The 16405-nt window shown below is 31.6% G+C and carries 12 protein-coding genes and 1 tRNA gene; 2 read left to right on the top strand and 11 right to left on the bottom strand.

Features of this window, described 5'->3' with window-relative positions; all coding sequences use genetic code 11:
• The first annotated feature begins 43 nt into the window (after positions 1-43).
• Positions 44-1270 (top strand): GTPase HflX, encoded by a 1227-nt coding sequence (gene hflX / locus IEV63_RS01985; RefSeq protein ID WP_188405080.1) that lies wholly within the window; start codon positions 44-46, stop codon positions 1268-1270.
• A 168-nt stretch (positions 1271-1438) separates the two neighbouring features.
• Here the strand turns inward: hflX and IEV63_RS01980 are convergent, their stop codons facing one another.
• The 5 genes from IEV63_RS01980 to IEV63_RS01960 form a co-directional block, all read right to left on the bottom strand.
• Entirely contained in the window at positions 1439-2758 is a 1320-nt protein-coding gene (locus tag IEV63_RS01980; RefSeq protein WP_188405079.1) for an HTTM domain-containing protein, read from the bottom strand.
• Positions 2759-2763: 5 nt separating this feature from the next.
• On the bottom strand, positions 2764-3690 hold the full coding sequence (locus IEV63_RS01975; RefSeq protein ID WP_188405078.1) for a bifunctional riboflavin kinase/FAD synthetase: 927 nt from the start codon (positions 3688-3690) through the stop codon (positions 2764-2766).
• 3 nt (positions 3691-3693) lie between these two features.
• Positions 3694-4260, bottom strand: coding sequence for an aminoacyl-tRNA hydrolase (pth, locus tag IEV63_RS01970; protein ID WP_229737154.1), 567 nt, complete (start codon positions 4258-4260; stop codon positions 3694-3696).
• 124 nt (positions 4261-4384) lie between these two features.
• Positions 4385-5023 (bottom strand): 50S ribosomal protein L25/general stress protein Ctc, encoded by a 639-nt coding sequence (locus IEV63_RS01965; protein WP_188405076.1) that lies wholly within the window; start codon positions 5021-5023, stop codon positions 4385-4387.
• Positions 5024-5123: 100 nt separating this feature from the next.
• A complete protein-coding gene (locus IEV63_RS01960) occupies positions 5124-6065 on the bottom strand; it encodes a ribose-phosphate pyrophosphokinase (protein ID WP_188405075.1) in 942 nt (313 codons plus the stop codon).
• 128 nt (positions 6066-6193) lie between these two features.
• Here IEV63_RS01960 and IEV63_RS01955 point away from each other — a divergent pair.
• Positions 6194-6275, top strand: a tRNA-Leu gene (locus IEV63_RS01955).
• A gap of 119 nt (positions 6276-6394) precedes the next feature.
• Here the strand turns inward: IEV63_RS01955 and IEV63_RS01950 are convergent.
• From IEV63_RS01950 to IEV63_RS01925, 6 genes are all read right to left on the bottom strand, one after another.
• The gene (locus IEV63_RS01950) at positions 6395-6550 is read right to left on the bottom strand and encodes a hypothetical protein (RefSeq protein ID WP_188405074.1); all 156 of its coding nucleotides are present in this window, start codon (positions 6548-6550) and stop codon (positions 6395-6397) included.
• An 18-nt stretch (positions 6551-6568) separates the two neighbouring features.
• Complete coding sequence (locus tag IEV63_RS01945; RefSeq protein ID WP_188405073.1) at positions 6569-8812, bottom strand: AAA family ATPase; 2244 nt, start codon at positions 8810-8812, stop codon at positions 6569-6571.
• A gap of 114 nt (positions 8813-8926) precedes the next feature.
• Positions 8927-11953, bottom strand: coding sequence for an Eco57I restriction-modification methylase domain-containing protein (locus IEV63_RS01940; RefSeq protein WP_188405072.1), 3027 nt, complete (start codon positions 11951-11953; stop codon positions 8927-8929).
• A gap of 488 nt (positions 11954-12441) precedes the next feature.
• Positions 12442-14214: a MutS-related protein gene (locus tag IEV63_RS01935; RefSeq protein ID WP_188405071.1), complete on the bottom strand. Its 1773-nt coding sequence runs from the start codon at positions 14212-14214 to the stop codon at positions 12442-12444.
• 88 nt (positions 14215-14302) lie between these two features.
• Positions 14303-15907, bottom strand: coding sequence for a phosphoenolpyruvate carboxykinase (ATP) (gene pckA / locus IEV63_RS01930; protein ID WP_188405070.1), 1605 nt, complete (start codon positions 15905-15907; stop codon positions 14303-14305).
• 71 nt (positions 15908-15978) lie between these two features.
• A complete protein-coding gene (locus IEV63_RS01925) occupies positions 15979-16374 on the bottom strand; it encodes a DUF423 domain-containing protein (RefSeq protein ID WP_188405069.1) in 396 nt (131 codons plus the stop codon).
• Between the last annotated feature and the right edge of the window lie 31 nt (positions 16375-16405).

Genomic DNA, 16405 nt, shown 5'->3' with positions numbered 1-16405 from the left:
GGTTTACAAGAAGTTCAGTACTTTTGTAAAACAATATATATACATGATTGAAAAGCAAGAATCGACATACGAAAAAGTAATTTTAATAGGAATTATAAATCAAAAGCAAGACGAAGAAAAATCTAAAGAGTATTTAGACGAGTTAGAATTTCTATCTTTTACAGCTGGAGGTGAAGTAACCCAACGTTTTCAACAAAAACTAGACAAGCCCAACCCTAAAACATTTATTGGAACCGGTAAACTAGACGATGTAAGGGTTTACGTTGAAGAAAACGAAATTGGCACAGCTGTTTTCGACGACGAATTATCGCCAGCTCAACAAAAGAATATTGAAAAAATTCTAAAGTGTAAGGTGGTAGACCGTACTTATTTAATTCTCGATATTTTTGCCCAACGCGCTCAAACAAGTTATGCAAGAACACAAGTAGAATTAGCGCAATACGAATATTTATTACCTCGCTTAGCTGGATTGTGGACTCACCTTGAACGCCAACGCGGTGGAATTGGAATGCGCGGTCCTGGTGAAACTGAAATTGAAACCGACCGTAGAATTGTTCGCGATAAAATTGCACTCTTAAAGAAAAAGCTAGAAACCATCGATAAGCAAATGGAAGTACAACGCGGTAATCGAGGAAGCTTAGTGCGAGTTGCCTTAGTTGGATATACCAATGTAGGAAAATCTACTCTAATGAATTTAATTAGCAAAAGCGAAGTATTTGCCGAGAATAAATTATTTGCTACCTTAGATACAACGGTTAGAAAAGTTGTAATTCGAAATCTTCCATTTTTATTAACTGACACCGTTGGTTTTATTCGAAAATTACCTACACAACTTGTAGAATCGTTTAAGTCTACACTAGATGAAGTACGAGAAGCTGACTTATTATTACATGTTGTTGATATTTCACACAAAAGTTTTGAAGACCATATTGCTTCAGTTGAAGGTATTTTAGAAGAAATTAAATGCCAAGACAAACCTAGTATTATGGTTTTTAATAAAATTGATGCTTATGAAGCTGAAGATTTTGATGAAGATGATTTAACAACCGAAAGAAGTAGTCAGCATTATACTTTGCAAGAGTGGAAAAAAACTTGGATGAATAAACTTGAAGATAATGTTCTTTTTATATCGGCAATTGAAAAAGAAAACATTGAAAGTTTTCGAAAAAAAGTGTACGATAAAGTTCGTGAAATCCATATTACCCGATTTCCTTACAATAATTTTTTGTACCCAGAATACGATGCTTATTTACCTGAAGATGAAAGTTAAAAACGCTTTCAATTTCAATAATGAAGAATGAATTCACTATCATATTTGGATGAAACTTGCTACGAATCTGCTTACAGAAGGCAAGTGCATTAATTGAAAAGATATATTTGTAGTAATCTGATTTTTTAAATAATCAAAGTCGGAAGTTTTGCCAACTTATTTTAAACATCAAAAATTTTCTGGTGTAGGTAAAATCCACGTATTTGTAGTGAAGTAATTAAATTTAGCACGAGCTAAATCTACATTAGGATCGATAAGCCGATAATAAGGCCTAGCATTTACTTTAATTTTAGTATTGGCATATACTTCTACATCTCTTCCTGTTTCAAGAAAATCTTTATGTATTCGCTGTGCCAGTTGCCAAATGCAATCAGGCTTAGACATTACTTTATGTTGACGATTGCTAATGTATTTTGCTGGCTGAATTTTAGTTTCTTCTCCAGTTTGCTTATCTACTACTCTATAAGTGGTAATCCCTTGTTTAGCACGCAGCATCATCCGCCAACTTAGCCTATGTCCTTCTTCGCTCCACAACACATCACTTTTAATAAAATGATGTCGCAAAGGCAAAGCTATTTGAATAAAAAACCAAATTGCCATAAAAACTGGAATGATGTTTTGTTTTTCTTGCCCCGGAAGTTTTACTTCCTGATTTGTATAAAGTGGCTTTCGATTTATAAAATTTCGGTTAATGCTTTCAGCTGAAAAGAAAAACAAAGTAAATGCTAAGGACAAATAAGGAAAAATACCAATATGAAATACCAAGCTATTGAACAAGTGGAAAAAGATGCTAAATACAAAAATAAATTTTCGTGTAGGTTTCCATAACAGTAAGGGAATAACCAATAAATCGAATAAAACACCTACATAAATAATAGATTGGTGTGCAAAATCGGTCTGTAACCAATCGCCCACCCAAATTAAATTGCGTTTTCCATTCATTAATAATTCTGGGAAGGTGCCATCTAACCAATCTGGATAAAATTTAGCTACCGATGCAAAAGTGTAAACTACCCAGAGTTGGCCTATAATAAAAACCCTAATCCAATTAGGCATGCTTATGCGAGCTAATTCGGGATTTCGCTTCACATCTAGAGAAAAATAGCGATGTGCAGGTGCCAAACACATAAAAAACAAAATTAAAATCAATAAGTAGTAGTGGTTATTGTAAGCTGATTTTTGCATAAAATAAGCAGCCATCCAAAAAATAGTATAGCCGTAAATTCCGATTTTATATCGAAAACCCAACATTACCATTAAACCAAAACAACCCATTATTACGAAATGGATATACATGTATGGCCCTTGTAAATATTGCAGAAAATCTAATCCTAAAAAATTAAAGGTAAAATCAGGACTAACTAAAACTTCATTAACCCATCCTGTTGCAATTGCTCCCCAAGCTTCTAAGGTAATTAGTAGTCCAAAAATAATTCTAAAAATAATTAAAGATGAATTATCGATGCGTTTAAAGAGCCAGTTTTTCATAAATATTAGCTATTGAAATATCTTCGAGTAACTAATTCATCTTGAAGCATTGCTTTTTTTAGTGCTTCAACTCCATCAAATTTTTCTTCATTTCTTAAATAATGAAGCACTTCTACTTCAATGTTTTTTCCGTATAAATCTTCATTAAAATCTAAAACATGAACTTCTATACTTTTACTCGTACCGCCAACCGTAGGGTTTGTTCCAATATTCATCATGCCTTTTTGATGCTTACCTTCAATCATGGCTTTTACCACATAAACCCCATTTTTAGGTATGAGTTTATATGTTTCTTTTAAGTGAATATTTGCTGTAGCGTAACCCAAGCCTTTACCAAGGCCTTTGCCATGCACCACTTCTCCACTTAAAGAAAAATTACTGGCTAAGTACTGATTTGCCTTTTCAATTTCACCATTTTGGAGTGCAGTTCTAATTTTAGTTGAACTAATGGCTACTTCTTCAATATCTTGTTTTGAAATTTCTTCAACTTCAAAATTAAATTCATCTGCAAATTTTTTCAAATCTGAAATATCGGCTGTACGATTTCTGCCAAAACGGTGGTCGTAACCAATAATTATTTTTTTGGCATTAAGCTTTCCAATTAAAAACTCTTCTACGTATTGTTGAGCGGTTAATCTAGAAAAGGATTTTGTAAATGGATGAATAATTAAATGCTCTAATCCGGTTGAAGCTAAAATGCTTTTACGCTCTTCTATGGTATTGATTAAGTGTAGATCTTCACTTTGTTGCAAAACCATTCGTGGATGTGGAAAAAAAGTTAACAAAGCAGATTGGCAATTACTTTGTTGAGCAGAATTTACAAGTCGTTCAATTATTTTTCGATGTCCGATATGAACACCATCGAATGTACCGATGGTAATTACCGTTGGAATTTCTGGATTAAAATCTGATGCTTTATTATATACTTTCACTAGTTATTTTCCATTAAATTGATTCATAGTCTCATTAATTCCTGCTAAGCCAAATTGCTGTATTAATTCAGATGATTTTTCTAAGCGTTCGTTGAGTTTATAGCGTTCGCTTACGTCCCACTCACCCAAGACATAATCTACTTGGTTTCCTTTTGCAAACTCATCACTAATTCCAAATCTAAATCTTGGATAGGTAGTCGTTCCAAGTTTAGCTTGAATATCTTTTAACCCATTGTGGCCACCGTCGCTTCCTTTAGCTTTTAAACGAAGAGTTCCGAAGGGAAGATTCAAATCGTCTGTAATTACCAACACATTATTTATTTGTATATTTTCCTTATCTAGCCAATAGCGGACTGCATTCCCACTTAAATTCATAAATGTTGAAGGTTTAAGCAAGGTAAAGTTTTTTCCTTTGTAGTTAAACTTAGCTACTTCGCCGTAGCGTTTTGCTTCAAAAGTAAGTTGCTTTTTTTCCGCTAGAAAATCTAAAATTTTAAATCCGATGTTATGTCGTGTTTCTGCATATTTAGGACCAGGATTACCAAGACCAACCACGAGTATTTTTTTCATAGAATCTATCTTGTTTTTTGATTTTTTAGCAAATAATGTTGCCCAAAGACGCATTTATTTTTTTGCTAAAAATAAAAAAGCATCCTTAAAAAAAGGATGCTTTTTATTAAATATTTGCAGCAGTTTAATCTTCTGCATTTTCTTTTGGAGTTTCTTCTGCTCCTTCTTCTGTAGTTCCATCTTCATCTTCATCGTCGGTTGCACCAATAGCAGCCACATTTCTAGATGTTTTAACTTGGCAAATTACAGTATTGTCCGGATGGAGTATGCTATAATCTTCATTAGCTACAGCAGTAACATACAATTTATTACCAATTTTAAGTGGAGTTACATCTGCAACAATATAATCTGGCAATTTATTTGCTAAACCGCGAACTGTCATTCTACGTAGGTTGAAACGTAATACACCTCCATTTTTTACACCTTTTGGCACACCTTCGGCGTGAACTGGAATTTCCATTGTAATAGCCTGATCATCTTCAAACTGGTAAAAATCCATGTGAAGAATTTCGTCGGTTACTGGGTGAAATTGAATATCTTGGAGTACCGCATTCATTTTGGTTCCATCGTTTAATTCAAGATTTACCGTATGCACATCGGGTGTGTAAATTAAATCTTTGAAAGCAACTTCTGGCGCGTTGAAATGAACAACGTTTTTCCCTCCGTAAACTACGCAAGGAACCTCTCCAGCATTACGTAAGGCTTTTGTTGACTTTTTGCCTACGCTTTCTCTTTTAGATCCATTGATCGTAAGTGATTTCATGTTAAATGTTTATTTATTAATTCTCTTTTAAAATTTTGCAAATTTAGTTATATAATATAACAATACTAATATTTAATTAAAATAAATTAATATTAAAAAGCTACATTAAAAACTTAGAGCTAATTGACTTATTGTAGTGTACTGCTTTCATTACGTCTGCAAATAATTCAGCACAACTAACCACACGTATTTTTTCACTCTCTTCTTTTTGTGGAATACTATCGGTTACAATGAGCTCTTCCAACTTCGAATCTTTAATTTTTTGGTATGCGTTACCAGAAAGAACTGGATGTGTACAAATAGCTCTTACGCTTTTGGCTCCACGCTCCATCATTAAATTAGCAGCATGAGTTAAGGTTCCAGCTGTATCGACTAAATCGTCTACCAAAACTACATTTTTACCCGTAACATCGCCGATTAATTCCATATGTGAAATTACATTAGCTTTTGCACGCTGTTTATAACAAATAACCACGTCGCTTTCTAAGGCTTTAGAATACGCATAAGCTCTTTTAGACCCACCCATATCTGGCGAAGCAATAGTAAGATTATCTAGATTTAAACTTTTTAAGTAAGGTAAAAACACCGTTGAAGCATATAAATGATCGACTGGTTTTTCGAAGAAACCTTGAATTTGATCGGCATGTAAATCCATACTTATAATTCGGGTTGCACCAGCCGTTTCAAGCATTTTAGCAACTAATTTAGCCGCAATGGGAACTCTTGGTTTGTCTTTTCTATCTTGTCGTGCCCAGCCAAAATAAGGCAAAACAGCTGTAATATGTCTAGCTGAAGAACGCTTAGCTGCGTCTAACATAAGTAGCATTTCCATTAAGTTGTCTGAACTCGGAAATGTAGAACCAATTATAAAAACTCGAGACCCACGCACAGACTCTTCAAATGAAGGTTGAAACTCGCCATCGCTATAATGCGAAGTAATTACTTTACCTAAAGGCAAACCATATTGTTTAGCAATAGCTTCGGCTAATACAGTACTTTGAGAGCAAGCAAAAATTTTAGCGACTTTCTCTACATCATTCATATCTAAAAGGTTGTGTTGTTGTGTTTAATTGGTCGCAAAAATAGAAATTAAATCGGAAGTAAATTTGATTATTTTAAATGAATTTAGACCGAGATTAAAAAAAATATTTACTTTTGCACACTTAAAATGCTCAAGTGGCGGAACTGGTAGACGCGCTGGATTCAAAATCCAGTTCTTTCGGGAGTGCGGGTTCGATTCCCGCCTTGAGTACAAAATAAAACCGTAAACACTTATAATTGAATTGTTTACGGTTTTTTTTTGTTGCGTTTAATTCTGATTTTATTCCGAAAAAATTAGTTTTTGTACCTAAAAACTACATGAAAATAATTTCATATTATTAAATCGTTGATCACTGCAACAACATCTTGCAACAATTTTTTACATTCTGTTGTTGTCCAATCGTAATTACGTTGGTAAACAGGAATGACAAATTGTACATAAGGTGCTTGTAAAAATTTATTGATGGGAAGTTGTGTTGCTATCATTACTAATAAAAGTGTAAATTATTTTTTTATAGATTTTAGTTGTTCAGGATATTTATTGCCTATAAAATTCATTAGACTCTTACAGCCATCACTCACATATTCTTTTGAAACACTCTCAGTCTTTTTAAAAGTACCGTGAGACTCATTATGAATATATGTTTTAATAAAAGCACATTCTGAAAGCTCTTTATTTTGATTAATCAAATTTTCTACTTTACTTAATGGATTCTCAAACTTAGAAATATATTCTAAGATATACCTTAAGGAATTTGCAGTTGTATGACAAGCTTTTTCACTATTTTCAGAAACCATCATTATATCTCTCAAATGTTCAAAATAAGGTAAAAAAGTTTTATTTAATTTTATTAATTTATTTGGTGTCATTTCAAATCCGTCCTTAATAATCCTGTTTGAAGATAGTATCTCCATAAATTCTAAATTATGAGTGAAAATCATAAAATTCAAATCAGAAATAGTATTTAAATGACTTTTCAAATTATTTATAATTGTGCATATTGAATATGAATATTGAAAATCAACGCTTGTAACTGGATCATCTATAACTAAAAACAGATTTTTATAATCTGTTTTATTCTTAACGTATGTGTGAACTGAACTTAAGTAATGTAAAAATGATATTATTTTAAGTTCTCCTTCGCTCAGGAATGAATCAGCATCATCAATTTCAAAATTATCAGATGACTTTAGTATTGATGCTTCTTTTGCAAAATAAAATTTATCATGAAATACTGCTTTAATCAATTCACTAAAAGTCTCTGTTACTACTTTTTCTTTGTTGATTTTTTCTTTTACACCTTCAAGTTTAATTTGAAGATCATAAATATCTTTTTCAATTGTATTATATGCATTTATATCATCTGATACTTCTTCTTTTAATTCTTTGCACTTGCATAGAATAAGGTTTTTTCTAAGCTTAGTTATCTCTTTTTTATAGTTTAATCTAATATTATTGTACTTGGTAATAACTAAGTTTACTGATATTCTGAAATCTTTTAACTCTTTAATACTTATATTAATATTAGTATGGCAAGAATCAATCTTTATAAAATCACTATTACTTGCTTCGTAAATAACATTATTTAATTTCTTTTCAAGAATTTGTATTATAGATTTAAAATCATCAACCGCATTATTTTTTGGACATTTTAAATTTCTATCAAGTTGTGGAAAACTTACTGATAGAGTATTTAAAGTGTTACTTTTATCAAGTAAATCATTTCTAAATGATTTAAGTTCTTCACTAATAGATTTAAGTTCTGATATTGTAGATTTTATATTAGATTTTAATATAGATTCCTGATTTTTTAAATAGGAGATATAATCATCCAATGGACTTTTGTTAGCATCTATTTCACTCTCACAAAATGGACATTCTTTAAAATCATTACTTCTAGAAAGTTCTACACCCTTAATTATAAAATCTTTATTTGAATCTATTCTATCTTTTAATTCTTTAGAAGTATTTGAGATTGTAATAATTTCATTTAACTGATTGTCTATGCTTGGCATGACATCAATTAGACTAATAGATGGTTCTTTAACTTCAAGAATTTCAGTTTCTAGAGTTGATTCGTCTATTTTACTAAACTTTAAATAAGCTTTTTTATGACTTTCAAAATTTTCAATCAAGGTATTATCAAAATCATTTCTATACTTTAGATTTTCAAACGATAACAAAGCAAATTCTTTTGTATTAGTTCTTATACCAATATCTTTTAATATAGCTTTATTTTTATCAATTTTATTCTGAATTTCACTGAAAATCTTTGATCTATCGCCTTCTAGTTTTTTAACCTTATTTTCTATTTCAGTTTCATTTTTTTTCTTTTCACCAACAATAAAACCTTTTATGTCATCTTCAAATTTTGATATATTTTTTTTTGTATATTCTTTATTAAACACATAGTAAATGAAACTTCCTTCCTTCTTTACTGATGAATTTTTCGAATTATAATGGCTGACTTTAAGTGTATTTTTTTCAACTGAATTATTATTGTTTTTTATTTCAAATAAGAAGTCTCCTTGAGTAGTACCGTTTTTTATTAGTTTTTTTGATTCAAATGTATCTTGATCATATGTGTACTGTATTTGTTTAGCTATTGTTGATTTACCAGTTCCATTTTTAGCAAACACTCCAATTTTAATTGGATTATACCCAATTGATTTTACTGAACTATCCCAATTATCATAAGGACCAATATTTTTTAATTTTATCTTTATACATTTTTTTATATCTTCCATATATTTATAAAAAACAATTATTAACTATTTTCAACAATCTCAATTTAGCTCGCTTCATTTATATTTTACTTTGCGGAGCTCGTGAATAAAAATTATTACAGCTTATAAACTAATTCATGATTCTTCAACTATTTTAATCTCTTCATCCGTCAACCCATACAACTCGTAAACCATTTGGTCGATTTCTTTATCGGTTTGGTCTATTTGGTTTTTAAGGCTTGTTGCTTTTTGTTGCTCAGCTAAAAAATAATCTTCCCACTCCGCTTCTTGGCTTAGGCTCAGTTTAATTTTTTTCTTTTTTAATTCTTTGATGAAATCAGCAAAACTCAACTCGTACCAATCTTGTAGCTTTTTAGGTAGTTTTTCTAATTCTTCTGGGAATTGGCGTTGGAGATTGCGTTGAAATTTTGATGATACAACTTCTAAATCTTTATTTAAAGATAGTATTTGAACTGTTATTTCTCTAAAAGATAGTTGTATTTCCTTATCACTTTTTTTGATTGGCAATTCTGCAACATAAATAATTTTTACTTGTGCAAAAATCTTTCCAGTTTCATTGATTGAGTTTTCATATAGAAATTTAAAAAACTTACTATTTAATAAAGCTACCACATATTCAATTAGAAAATTTTGATCTATTAATATGCCATTGTGGACGGTATCTAAACTATAAAGTTGATTGTAGTCAATTGTACAAATTGGAAACGAACTAGTTTGACGAAGTAGAATTTTTTCACTTACTTCAAAAATGTCTCTAGTTCTAGGTCTATGTAACTTTTCAGGTAAATACTTTATGTATTCTAATGAATTAGTTATAAAATAACGATTAAAATTACTACCCGTAATTACTTTCTCAGTTGTTTCATCTTCTAAATCAGTCAAGAATTTTTTATTTCCACCTGTAATTATGCCTTGTTTAAAATTAACTATCTCTTTCATTGGTTTACAACCTTCACTAAGTCGCTTTATCAAAGCATCATGAATAGAAATATTAAATGAAAAATCTTTTTTATTAAGTATGGATTTTTGTTTTACATTTATATAACTATAATCTCCAATTATAAATTTTGACGTGTCGCCGACATATTTAAACTCCGAGTTATCATTTAAGGATTTTTCAAGAGTTAAAATGATTGAATCAACAGCAGCATCGGCAAATACAATTTCACCTTTAAAATCAATAAGATTCAAAATAGAACTGTTTTGTAAAATAAATTTTCTTGACTCAACAAAATACTTATTTTTTAAAATTGTGTAGGGAGTTATGTATGAAAGAATACCATTATACTTTAGTATTTTAATACCTTTCTCGTAAAATAATGGATATAAATTAATTCTTCCAAAAGCAGATACATATTTTTTATCTAAATAGTTTTTGTCTTTTTGAGAAATTAATTCAGCAGGTACATAAGGCGGATTGCCAATTACCACATCAAATCCACTACTTCGACCTTGCTCAGCACTAGCTTTGGCAAATACTTGTGGAAATTCCTTTTCCCAATTAAAAGCTTTATCGCCTGCAACTTCAGGATCGTCTATTAAGGAGTTACCACATTTTATATTTCCACTTAAATCGTTTAGCTTTCGGTTGGGTTGGGCGGTACGAAGCCATAAAGAAAGCTTAGCAATTTCTACCGATTCGTTGTTAATGTCAACTCCGTATAGGTTATTTTCTAAAATGCTGTTTTCTACATTTGGGAAAATCAATCCGCCGCCCATGAGTTTGGTTTCTAATTCATCTACATATTGGTGCTCGGCAATTAAGAAGTTTAAAGCTTCATTTAAGAATGCGCCAGAACCACAAGCAGGATCTACTATTGTGAGTTGTAATAACCAATCTCGGTAATCTTTCAGTTTTTGTAAAAGTTGCTCTTTGGTTTTCTTTTTCCTGTTGAGTTGGTAATCATCTTCAACTAAGTTGAGCGTTTCTTTTTGTTCTTCGCAAAGTTTGCCTACCGTATTTTCTACAATGTATTTGGTAATGTATTTGGGCGTGTAAAAAACACCATCTTTTTTTCGTTTGCTTACTGTTTCAATGGGTTTAAACCCATTGGGAGAAGAATAATTTTCTTCAAGTTGAGTTTGTATTTCTTCAATTTCGTTGAGCGAGTTTTCAAAAATGTGTCCGAGTATGTTTACATCTACTTCGCTATCAAAATCGTATTCCGAAAGCTTCAAGGTATGTTTGTAAAGTAAATCATCATCAATACTAATTTTATCTAAAACTTCATCGGGTTTAAATAAGCCACCATTGTAAGGATAAACATCGTATTGCTTGCCTTTGTGTCCTGAGTTCAAATAGCCAAAGTATTTTTTGAAACGTTTATACAATGGCGTGTACGCATCTAATTCTTGCAATTGTTTCCATTGCTTTAAAATCATTCTAACTGAATTGGGTGGCAACAAATGCCGATCTTCAGCAAAAAATAAAAACAAGAATCGGTCTAATAATTTCTGTGATTTTTTGAAGAGCAACAAGGCATCTACATCGGGATTAAGTTGTGTAAGGTTGTTGAATAATTCTCTTTTAAACAAGCTGTAATCTTTATACAGTTGCTTGGTAACCGCATCTTCTTGGCTTAAGGAATCGGTTTTTATTTTTTTAGGGGTATCCTTACTTATGTTTTTATAGGCTAAACATAAATACATTAAATTGAATTGCGCTTGGGTAAGCTCAAACAAATTAAAGGCTTGATGCTCGATAGCATTATCGATATAAAAGCGAAGTTTTTCGAAATTAGATGTAATTACATAGGTACAATTGGTTTGGTTGTTTTTGTAGCCAAAAGCCTGTGTTTCTACTTTACTTAAATCGGTGGTGTTGGTTCCTTTTAATTCGATTACACCAACTACCTTATCTTTCACCAAAATACCACCATCTGCTTTTTTGGCATCTTTTACATTTTTAAGCTCGGTAGTTAAATTGAAATTGGTATCTGGATTAAGCGTGTAACCTAATATGTTGACGAACAAATCCCGAAGAAAACCTTCCTGGTATTGTTCTTCTTTGGCATTGCGAATGTTCTGTTGAATACTGGGGTTATGAAAGTGCGCTTGAAAGGCTTCCCATTTATGTTGCAGTTCGTTTTGGTCTTGTGCTTTTAAATACTTCTGAACAACAGTAGATTGAAATAATGCCATGTATATTTCGGATTAAATTTTGGTTGTGTTTTTGTTGAATTCTTAAAAATAGGATTTTTTTTGAAAACTAATTACCCACTTTGACTTTATTCATCTTAAATTGTTGGTTAGTTGTTGTGTACCGTTTTTTTATTGTATTCCATTATAAATTTGAGATGCACAAGTTGTAAACATAACGAATCCTATGTAACCAATTGACAGAAAATATATCCATTTATGATAATCGGTAAGTCTACTTTTCTTGTAAACACTTACAGCAGAACTTGCTGCAATTATTAGCCCTATAGTCATAGCTGCAAACGCTCCAATCGATGCAATACCTAACCATTTCCAAATAAGAGCTGTCATAATAAGAATAAGAACAACACCTTAAACAATTTTTAATTGTCTTGGGGTATTTTATATTTACGGATAATGCATATTTTGTTTACGCTACTTCTAGTTAAAAGAAAAACTGAATAATTAGGAAGTCTATTTCGTTTAGCATTCTAAACCAAGCCCATTTTCTCCAACAAAAATGAAGCATTCATATTTTGACAAATGCCTTTTTTTAAAGTATAATCAAAATGAAGCTCATCGTTTTCTATTTCTGCATCAAAATAATAATTTTCAATATTTGTCGATTCGTCTGCCAAACTACATAAGCTTAAATCGTGTGTAGCAATAATTCCAACTGCATTTTCTTTCCATAAACGCTTAACAAATTTTTGGGCTCCAATGGCCTTATCTTTAGAATTGGTTCCTTTTAAAATTTCATCTAAAATTACAAAATAAGGCTCTTTTTGCAAAGTATCTACAATTTGTTTTAAACGCGTTAACTCAGCATAAAAGTAAGATGATTCATCGGCTAAGGAATCGGATGTGCGCATACTTGTAATTAATTTGATAGGACGATAAATACATTTTGAAGCCCGAACAGGAAGTCCAGTGTTGGCCATGATTATTTGGAGTGCTAGCGTACGCAAAAATGTACTTTTTCCGGCCATGTTAGCTCCAGTTAAAATAACAAAGTTTTTAGCTTCTAAACCTATATCGTTTGCAACAGTAATCTTTGTATTTAGTAAAGGATGTATTGCTTTATCTACCTGTAGTTGAGTAGTTGCTTTGGTGTTAATTTCTGGAAAAACGTAATCTATGTGATTAAAACAAAAATTTCCTAAGCTGCACCAAGCATCTAGGTCTGCTATTACATTAAATACATTTTCTACTTTTAAACGATGTGCTAAAATCCATTGTTCAATTTTATACGACTGCATTAAATCCCAAAGAAAAAAACCATTAAATACAAGCCCGAGTAGCATGTTATTTCGCTGTTCAAAATTGTCAATTTGCTTAGAGAATTGCTGTAGCAATACCGAAAAGTTTTGTTGGTCTTCTTTAATTTGTGTTTGATATGCTCTCCCTTTTTTTGAAGTAAATTCAGCATCTTCAATTAATTGAAGCAGTTTGGCATATTGTTGAAAACTAGCTTGAACTCTTCCTAGAGCTTGAGACAAAGCATTAGATTTTTTTATATAAAAGCCCGTTATAACTAAACCAATAAAAATCCAAAGTAAAAATTGTGTTAATTGAATTATTTCTGTAAAAAACAAAAAGATAACAACTAAAGAAGCTAAACTAAACACATATGGAAACCATTTCATCCATTTTGGAACATGAGTTTTGTATGTATTGATCCAAGTAATAATGGTCTGTATTTTTTCTTCGGTTTGTAAGAGTTGAGCATGAGCAGCAAATTCTTGCCTAAAATCAATTTTTTGAGCCATTTCTTTTACAAATTCCTGCTTATCTAAAATAGCTTTAATGTGATTAGATTTTAGTTGATTAGCTAAATTTCTCTCCCCTTCAACTAGCTGAGTTCGGTTTATGTACTGAAAAAAAGATCTTTCGCCAAACAAATCTGTATCTTCAGAAAACTCATGCAGGCCATCTTGATACTGCTCACCATTCGCATAAAACCCAAAGTTGGACAAGTTGGTTTTTTGTTCTGTTTTATTTATTTGTATAAGGGCTTCTAGTTTTTGTTTTTCATACTTGGCCTTTGCAAAAAAACGAATAAGCATTATAAAAACTAAGGCACTTATTACAACTATTAATCCTATTGATCTGGCTTCTCCCCAAAATTGAAATATTAAAAAAACACAAATAGCAAAAACGCTAAGGCGTAGCAAGCTAAAAATTAGCAATTGTTGTTGTATTTTGTTTTTTGCTTTATTAAAAGCTGTAATTCGTTCTTGGTATATTTGCTTCACATTTTCCATGTGGTAAAAGTACTTTTTTATAAGGACAACACATACAAAAAAAAGCGACCTTTACGGCCGCTTTAATCAATGTATAAACTAAACTAAACTATTCAAACTTGGGAGCTCCTGCCATAATCTCATCGTTGGCATAGGCTTCAAACTTTTCAAAATTATCTTTAAAAGATTTTGCTAAATGCTTGGCTTTAGCATCGTATGCATCTTTATCTTTCCAGGTTTTTTTTGGATTTAATACTTCTAAAGGTACATTTGGACATTCTTTTGGCATGTGCAAACCAAAAATTTCATGCTGCTCAAAATCAACATTCTTCAAATTTCCAAGCAAGGCTTCATTAATCATTGCTCTTGTATATTTCAACTTCATTCGGTTACCTGTACCATAAGGACCTCCCGTCCAACCGGTATTAATTAACCAAACATTTACACCAGCTTCTCTCATTTTATCGCTTAACATTTCTGCATATCGCGTTGGATGTAAAGGCATAAATGGAGCACCAAAACATGCTGAAAAACTCGGTACAGGTTCATTTATTCCTGCCTCTGTTCCTGCAACTTTAGCGGTGTAACCACTAATAAAATGGTAAGCTGCTTGACCAGGAGTTAATTTTGAAATTGGAGGCAACACACCAAAGGCATCTGCTGTTAAAAAGAAAATATTCTTCGGATTTTCGCCTACCAAATTCGGCTGAACGTTGTCTATATGATGTATGGGATAACTAACACGTGTATTTTGTGTAATGCTATCGTCTTCAAAATCTACGTTACCCTTATCGTCTATGATAACATTTTCTAGAATGGCTCCTTTTTTAATAGCTCGATAAATATCGGGCTCTTTTTCTTCTGTAAGGTCGATAACTTTTGCATAACAGCCTCCTTCAAAATTAAAAACTGTATTTTCTTTTGTCCAACCATGCTCATCATCTCCAATTAGTTTTCGGCTTGGATCGGCAGACAAGGTTGTTTTGCCAGTACCAGACAAGCCAAAGAAAATAGCTGTGTCTCCATCTTCTCCAACATTTGCAGAGCAATGCATAGGCAATGTATTTTTTTGAGTTGGCAAGATAAAGTTTAAGGCAGAGAAAATTCCTTTTTTCATCTCTCCAGTATAACCAGTACCACCAATTAAAGCTATTTTTTTTGTAAAATTTAAAATAGCAAAGTTTTTAGAACGCGTGCCATCAATTTCTGGATCGGCTTGAAAATCGGGTGCATTCACAATTTTCCAGTCGGGAGTAAAATTAGCTAACTCTGAGTTATCTGGACGTAAAAACATATTGTAACAAAACAAATTACTCCAGGGATGCTCATTAACTACTCTAATATTGGTTCGGTAATTCTTATCTGCACACACATAAGAGTCTCGCACAAACAATTCTTTGCCACTTAGGTAGTCTATTACCTTATTATATAAGTTATCAAATTTATCGGGATCAAAAGGCATGTTTACCTTTCCCCACCATACATCATCTTTGGTTATTTCATCTTTAACAATAAATCGATCTTTTGGGGCTCTTCCAGTAAATTTACCTGTATTAATAGCCAAAGCGCCAGAATTTGCTTCTACACCTTGTCCTTTATTAATGGAAATTTCATGAAGTTCTTCGGGAGAAAGTTGATAATGCATTTTTGCATTTTTAATTCCGAATTCTTTTTCTAGCGAAAACGTTTTCGTAAATTGAGAATTTAATTCCATAAGAAATAGTTATCTATTATATGGCAAACAAATTTAAAGACTTTTATGAAATAGCACTATAAATATTGTGTTTATTTTTTTTCTTTTTTCAGAAAGCTGATCAACATCATAATCCAAGCAAAAATTAACAAACTTCCTCCTATGGGTGTAATAAAAGCAATGCGTTTAAAATCGAAAGAAGTGAATTGATTGGTGGCTAATCCATAAATAGAAAATGAAAACAAAACGAGCCCAATCATTAAAAGATAATAAATAAGTTGTTTAAACTTAGGTTTAATTTTATTTTCTAAACCTAAAAACAACAAAACTAAAGCATGATACATTTGGTATTTCACTCCTGTTTCAAAACTAGTAAGTTGTTCTGCATTAAGTATTTCCTTGAGCGCATGGGCTCCAAAAGCCCCTAAAATTACGGCCGTTAAACCGAAAAAACAACCCAAAACTAAAAATTTTCTTTGCACATCCATTATTAAGGAATTTTTAAATTTCCTACTTTCG

Source organism: Psychroflexus salis, assembly GCF_014640175.1.
Lineage (GTDB): Bacteria > Bacteroidota > Bacteroidia > Flavobacteriales > Flavobacteriaceae > Psychroflexus > Psychroflexus salis.
The sequence above is the reverse complement of the archived record's forward strand: the minus strand, read 5'-3'. Positions and strand labels throughout refer to the sequence as shown.

Excerpts from the sequence above, each read along its gene's own strand:
- hflX (WP_188405080.1), top strand. The coding sequence starts at position 44 with ATGATTGAAAAGCAAGAATCGACATACGAAAAAGTAATTTTAATAGGA.
- IEV63_RS01980 (WP_188405079.1), bottom strand. The coding sequence starts at position 2,758 with ATGAAAAACTGGCTCTTTAAACGCATCGATAATTCATCTTTAATTATT.
- pth (WP_229737154.1), bottom strand. The coding sequence starts at position 4,260 with ATGAAAAAAATACTCGTGGTTGGTCTTGGTAATCCTGGTCCTAAATAT.
- IEV63_RS01965 (WP_188405076.1), bottom strand. The coding sequence starts at position 5,023 with ATGAAATCACTTACGATCAATGGATCTAAAAGAGAAAGCGTAGGCAAA.
- IEV63_RS01960 (WP_188405075.1), bottom strand. The coding sequence starts at position 6,065 with ATGAATGATGTAGAGAAAGTCGCTAAAATTTTTGCTTGCTCTCAAAGT.
- IEV63_RS01950 (WP_188405074.1), bottom strand. The coding sequence starts at position 6,550 with ATGATAGCAACACAACTTCCCATCAATAAATTTTTACAAGCACCTTAT.
- IEV63_RS01945 (WP_188405073.1), bottom strand. The coding sequence starts at position 8,812 with ATGGAAGATATAAAAAAATGTATAAAGATAAAATTAAAAAATATTGGT.
- IEV63_RS01940 (WP_188405072.1), bottom strand. The coding sequence starts at position 11,953 with ATGGCATTATTTCAATCTACTGTTGTTCAGAAGTATTTAAAAGCACAA.
- IEV63_RS01935 (WP_188405071.1), bottom strand. The coding sequence starts at position 14,214 with ATGGAAAATGTGAAGCAAATATACCAAGAACGAATTACAGCTTTTAAT.
- pckA (WP_188405070.1), bottom strand. The coding sequence starts at position 15,907 with ATGGAATTAAATTCTCAATTTACGAAAACGTTTTCGCTAGAAAAAGAA.
- IEV63_RS01925 (WP_188405069.1), bottom strand. The coding sequence starts at position 16,374 with ATGGATGTGCAAAGAAAATTTTTAGTTTTGGGTTGTTTTTTCGGTTTA.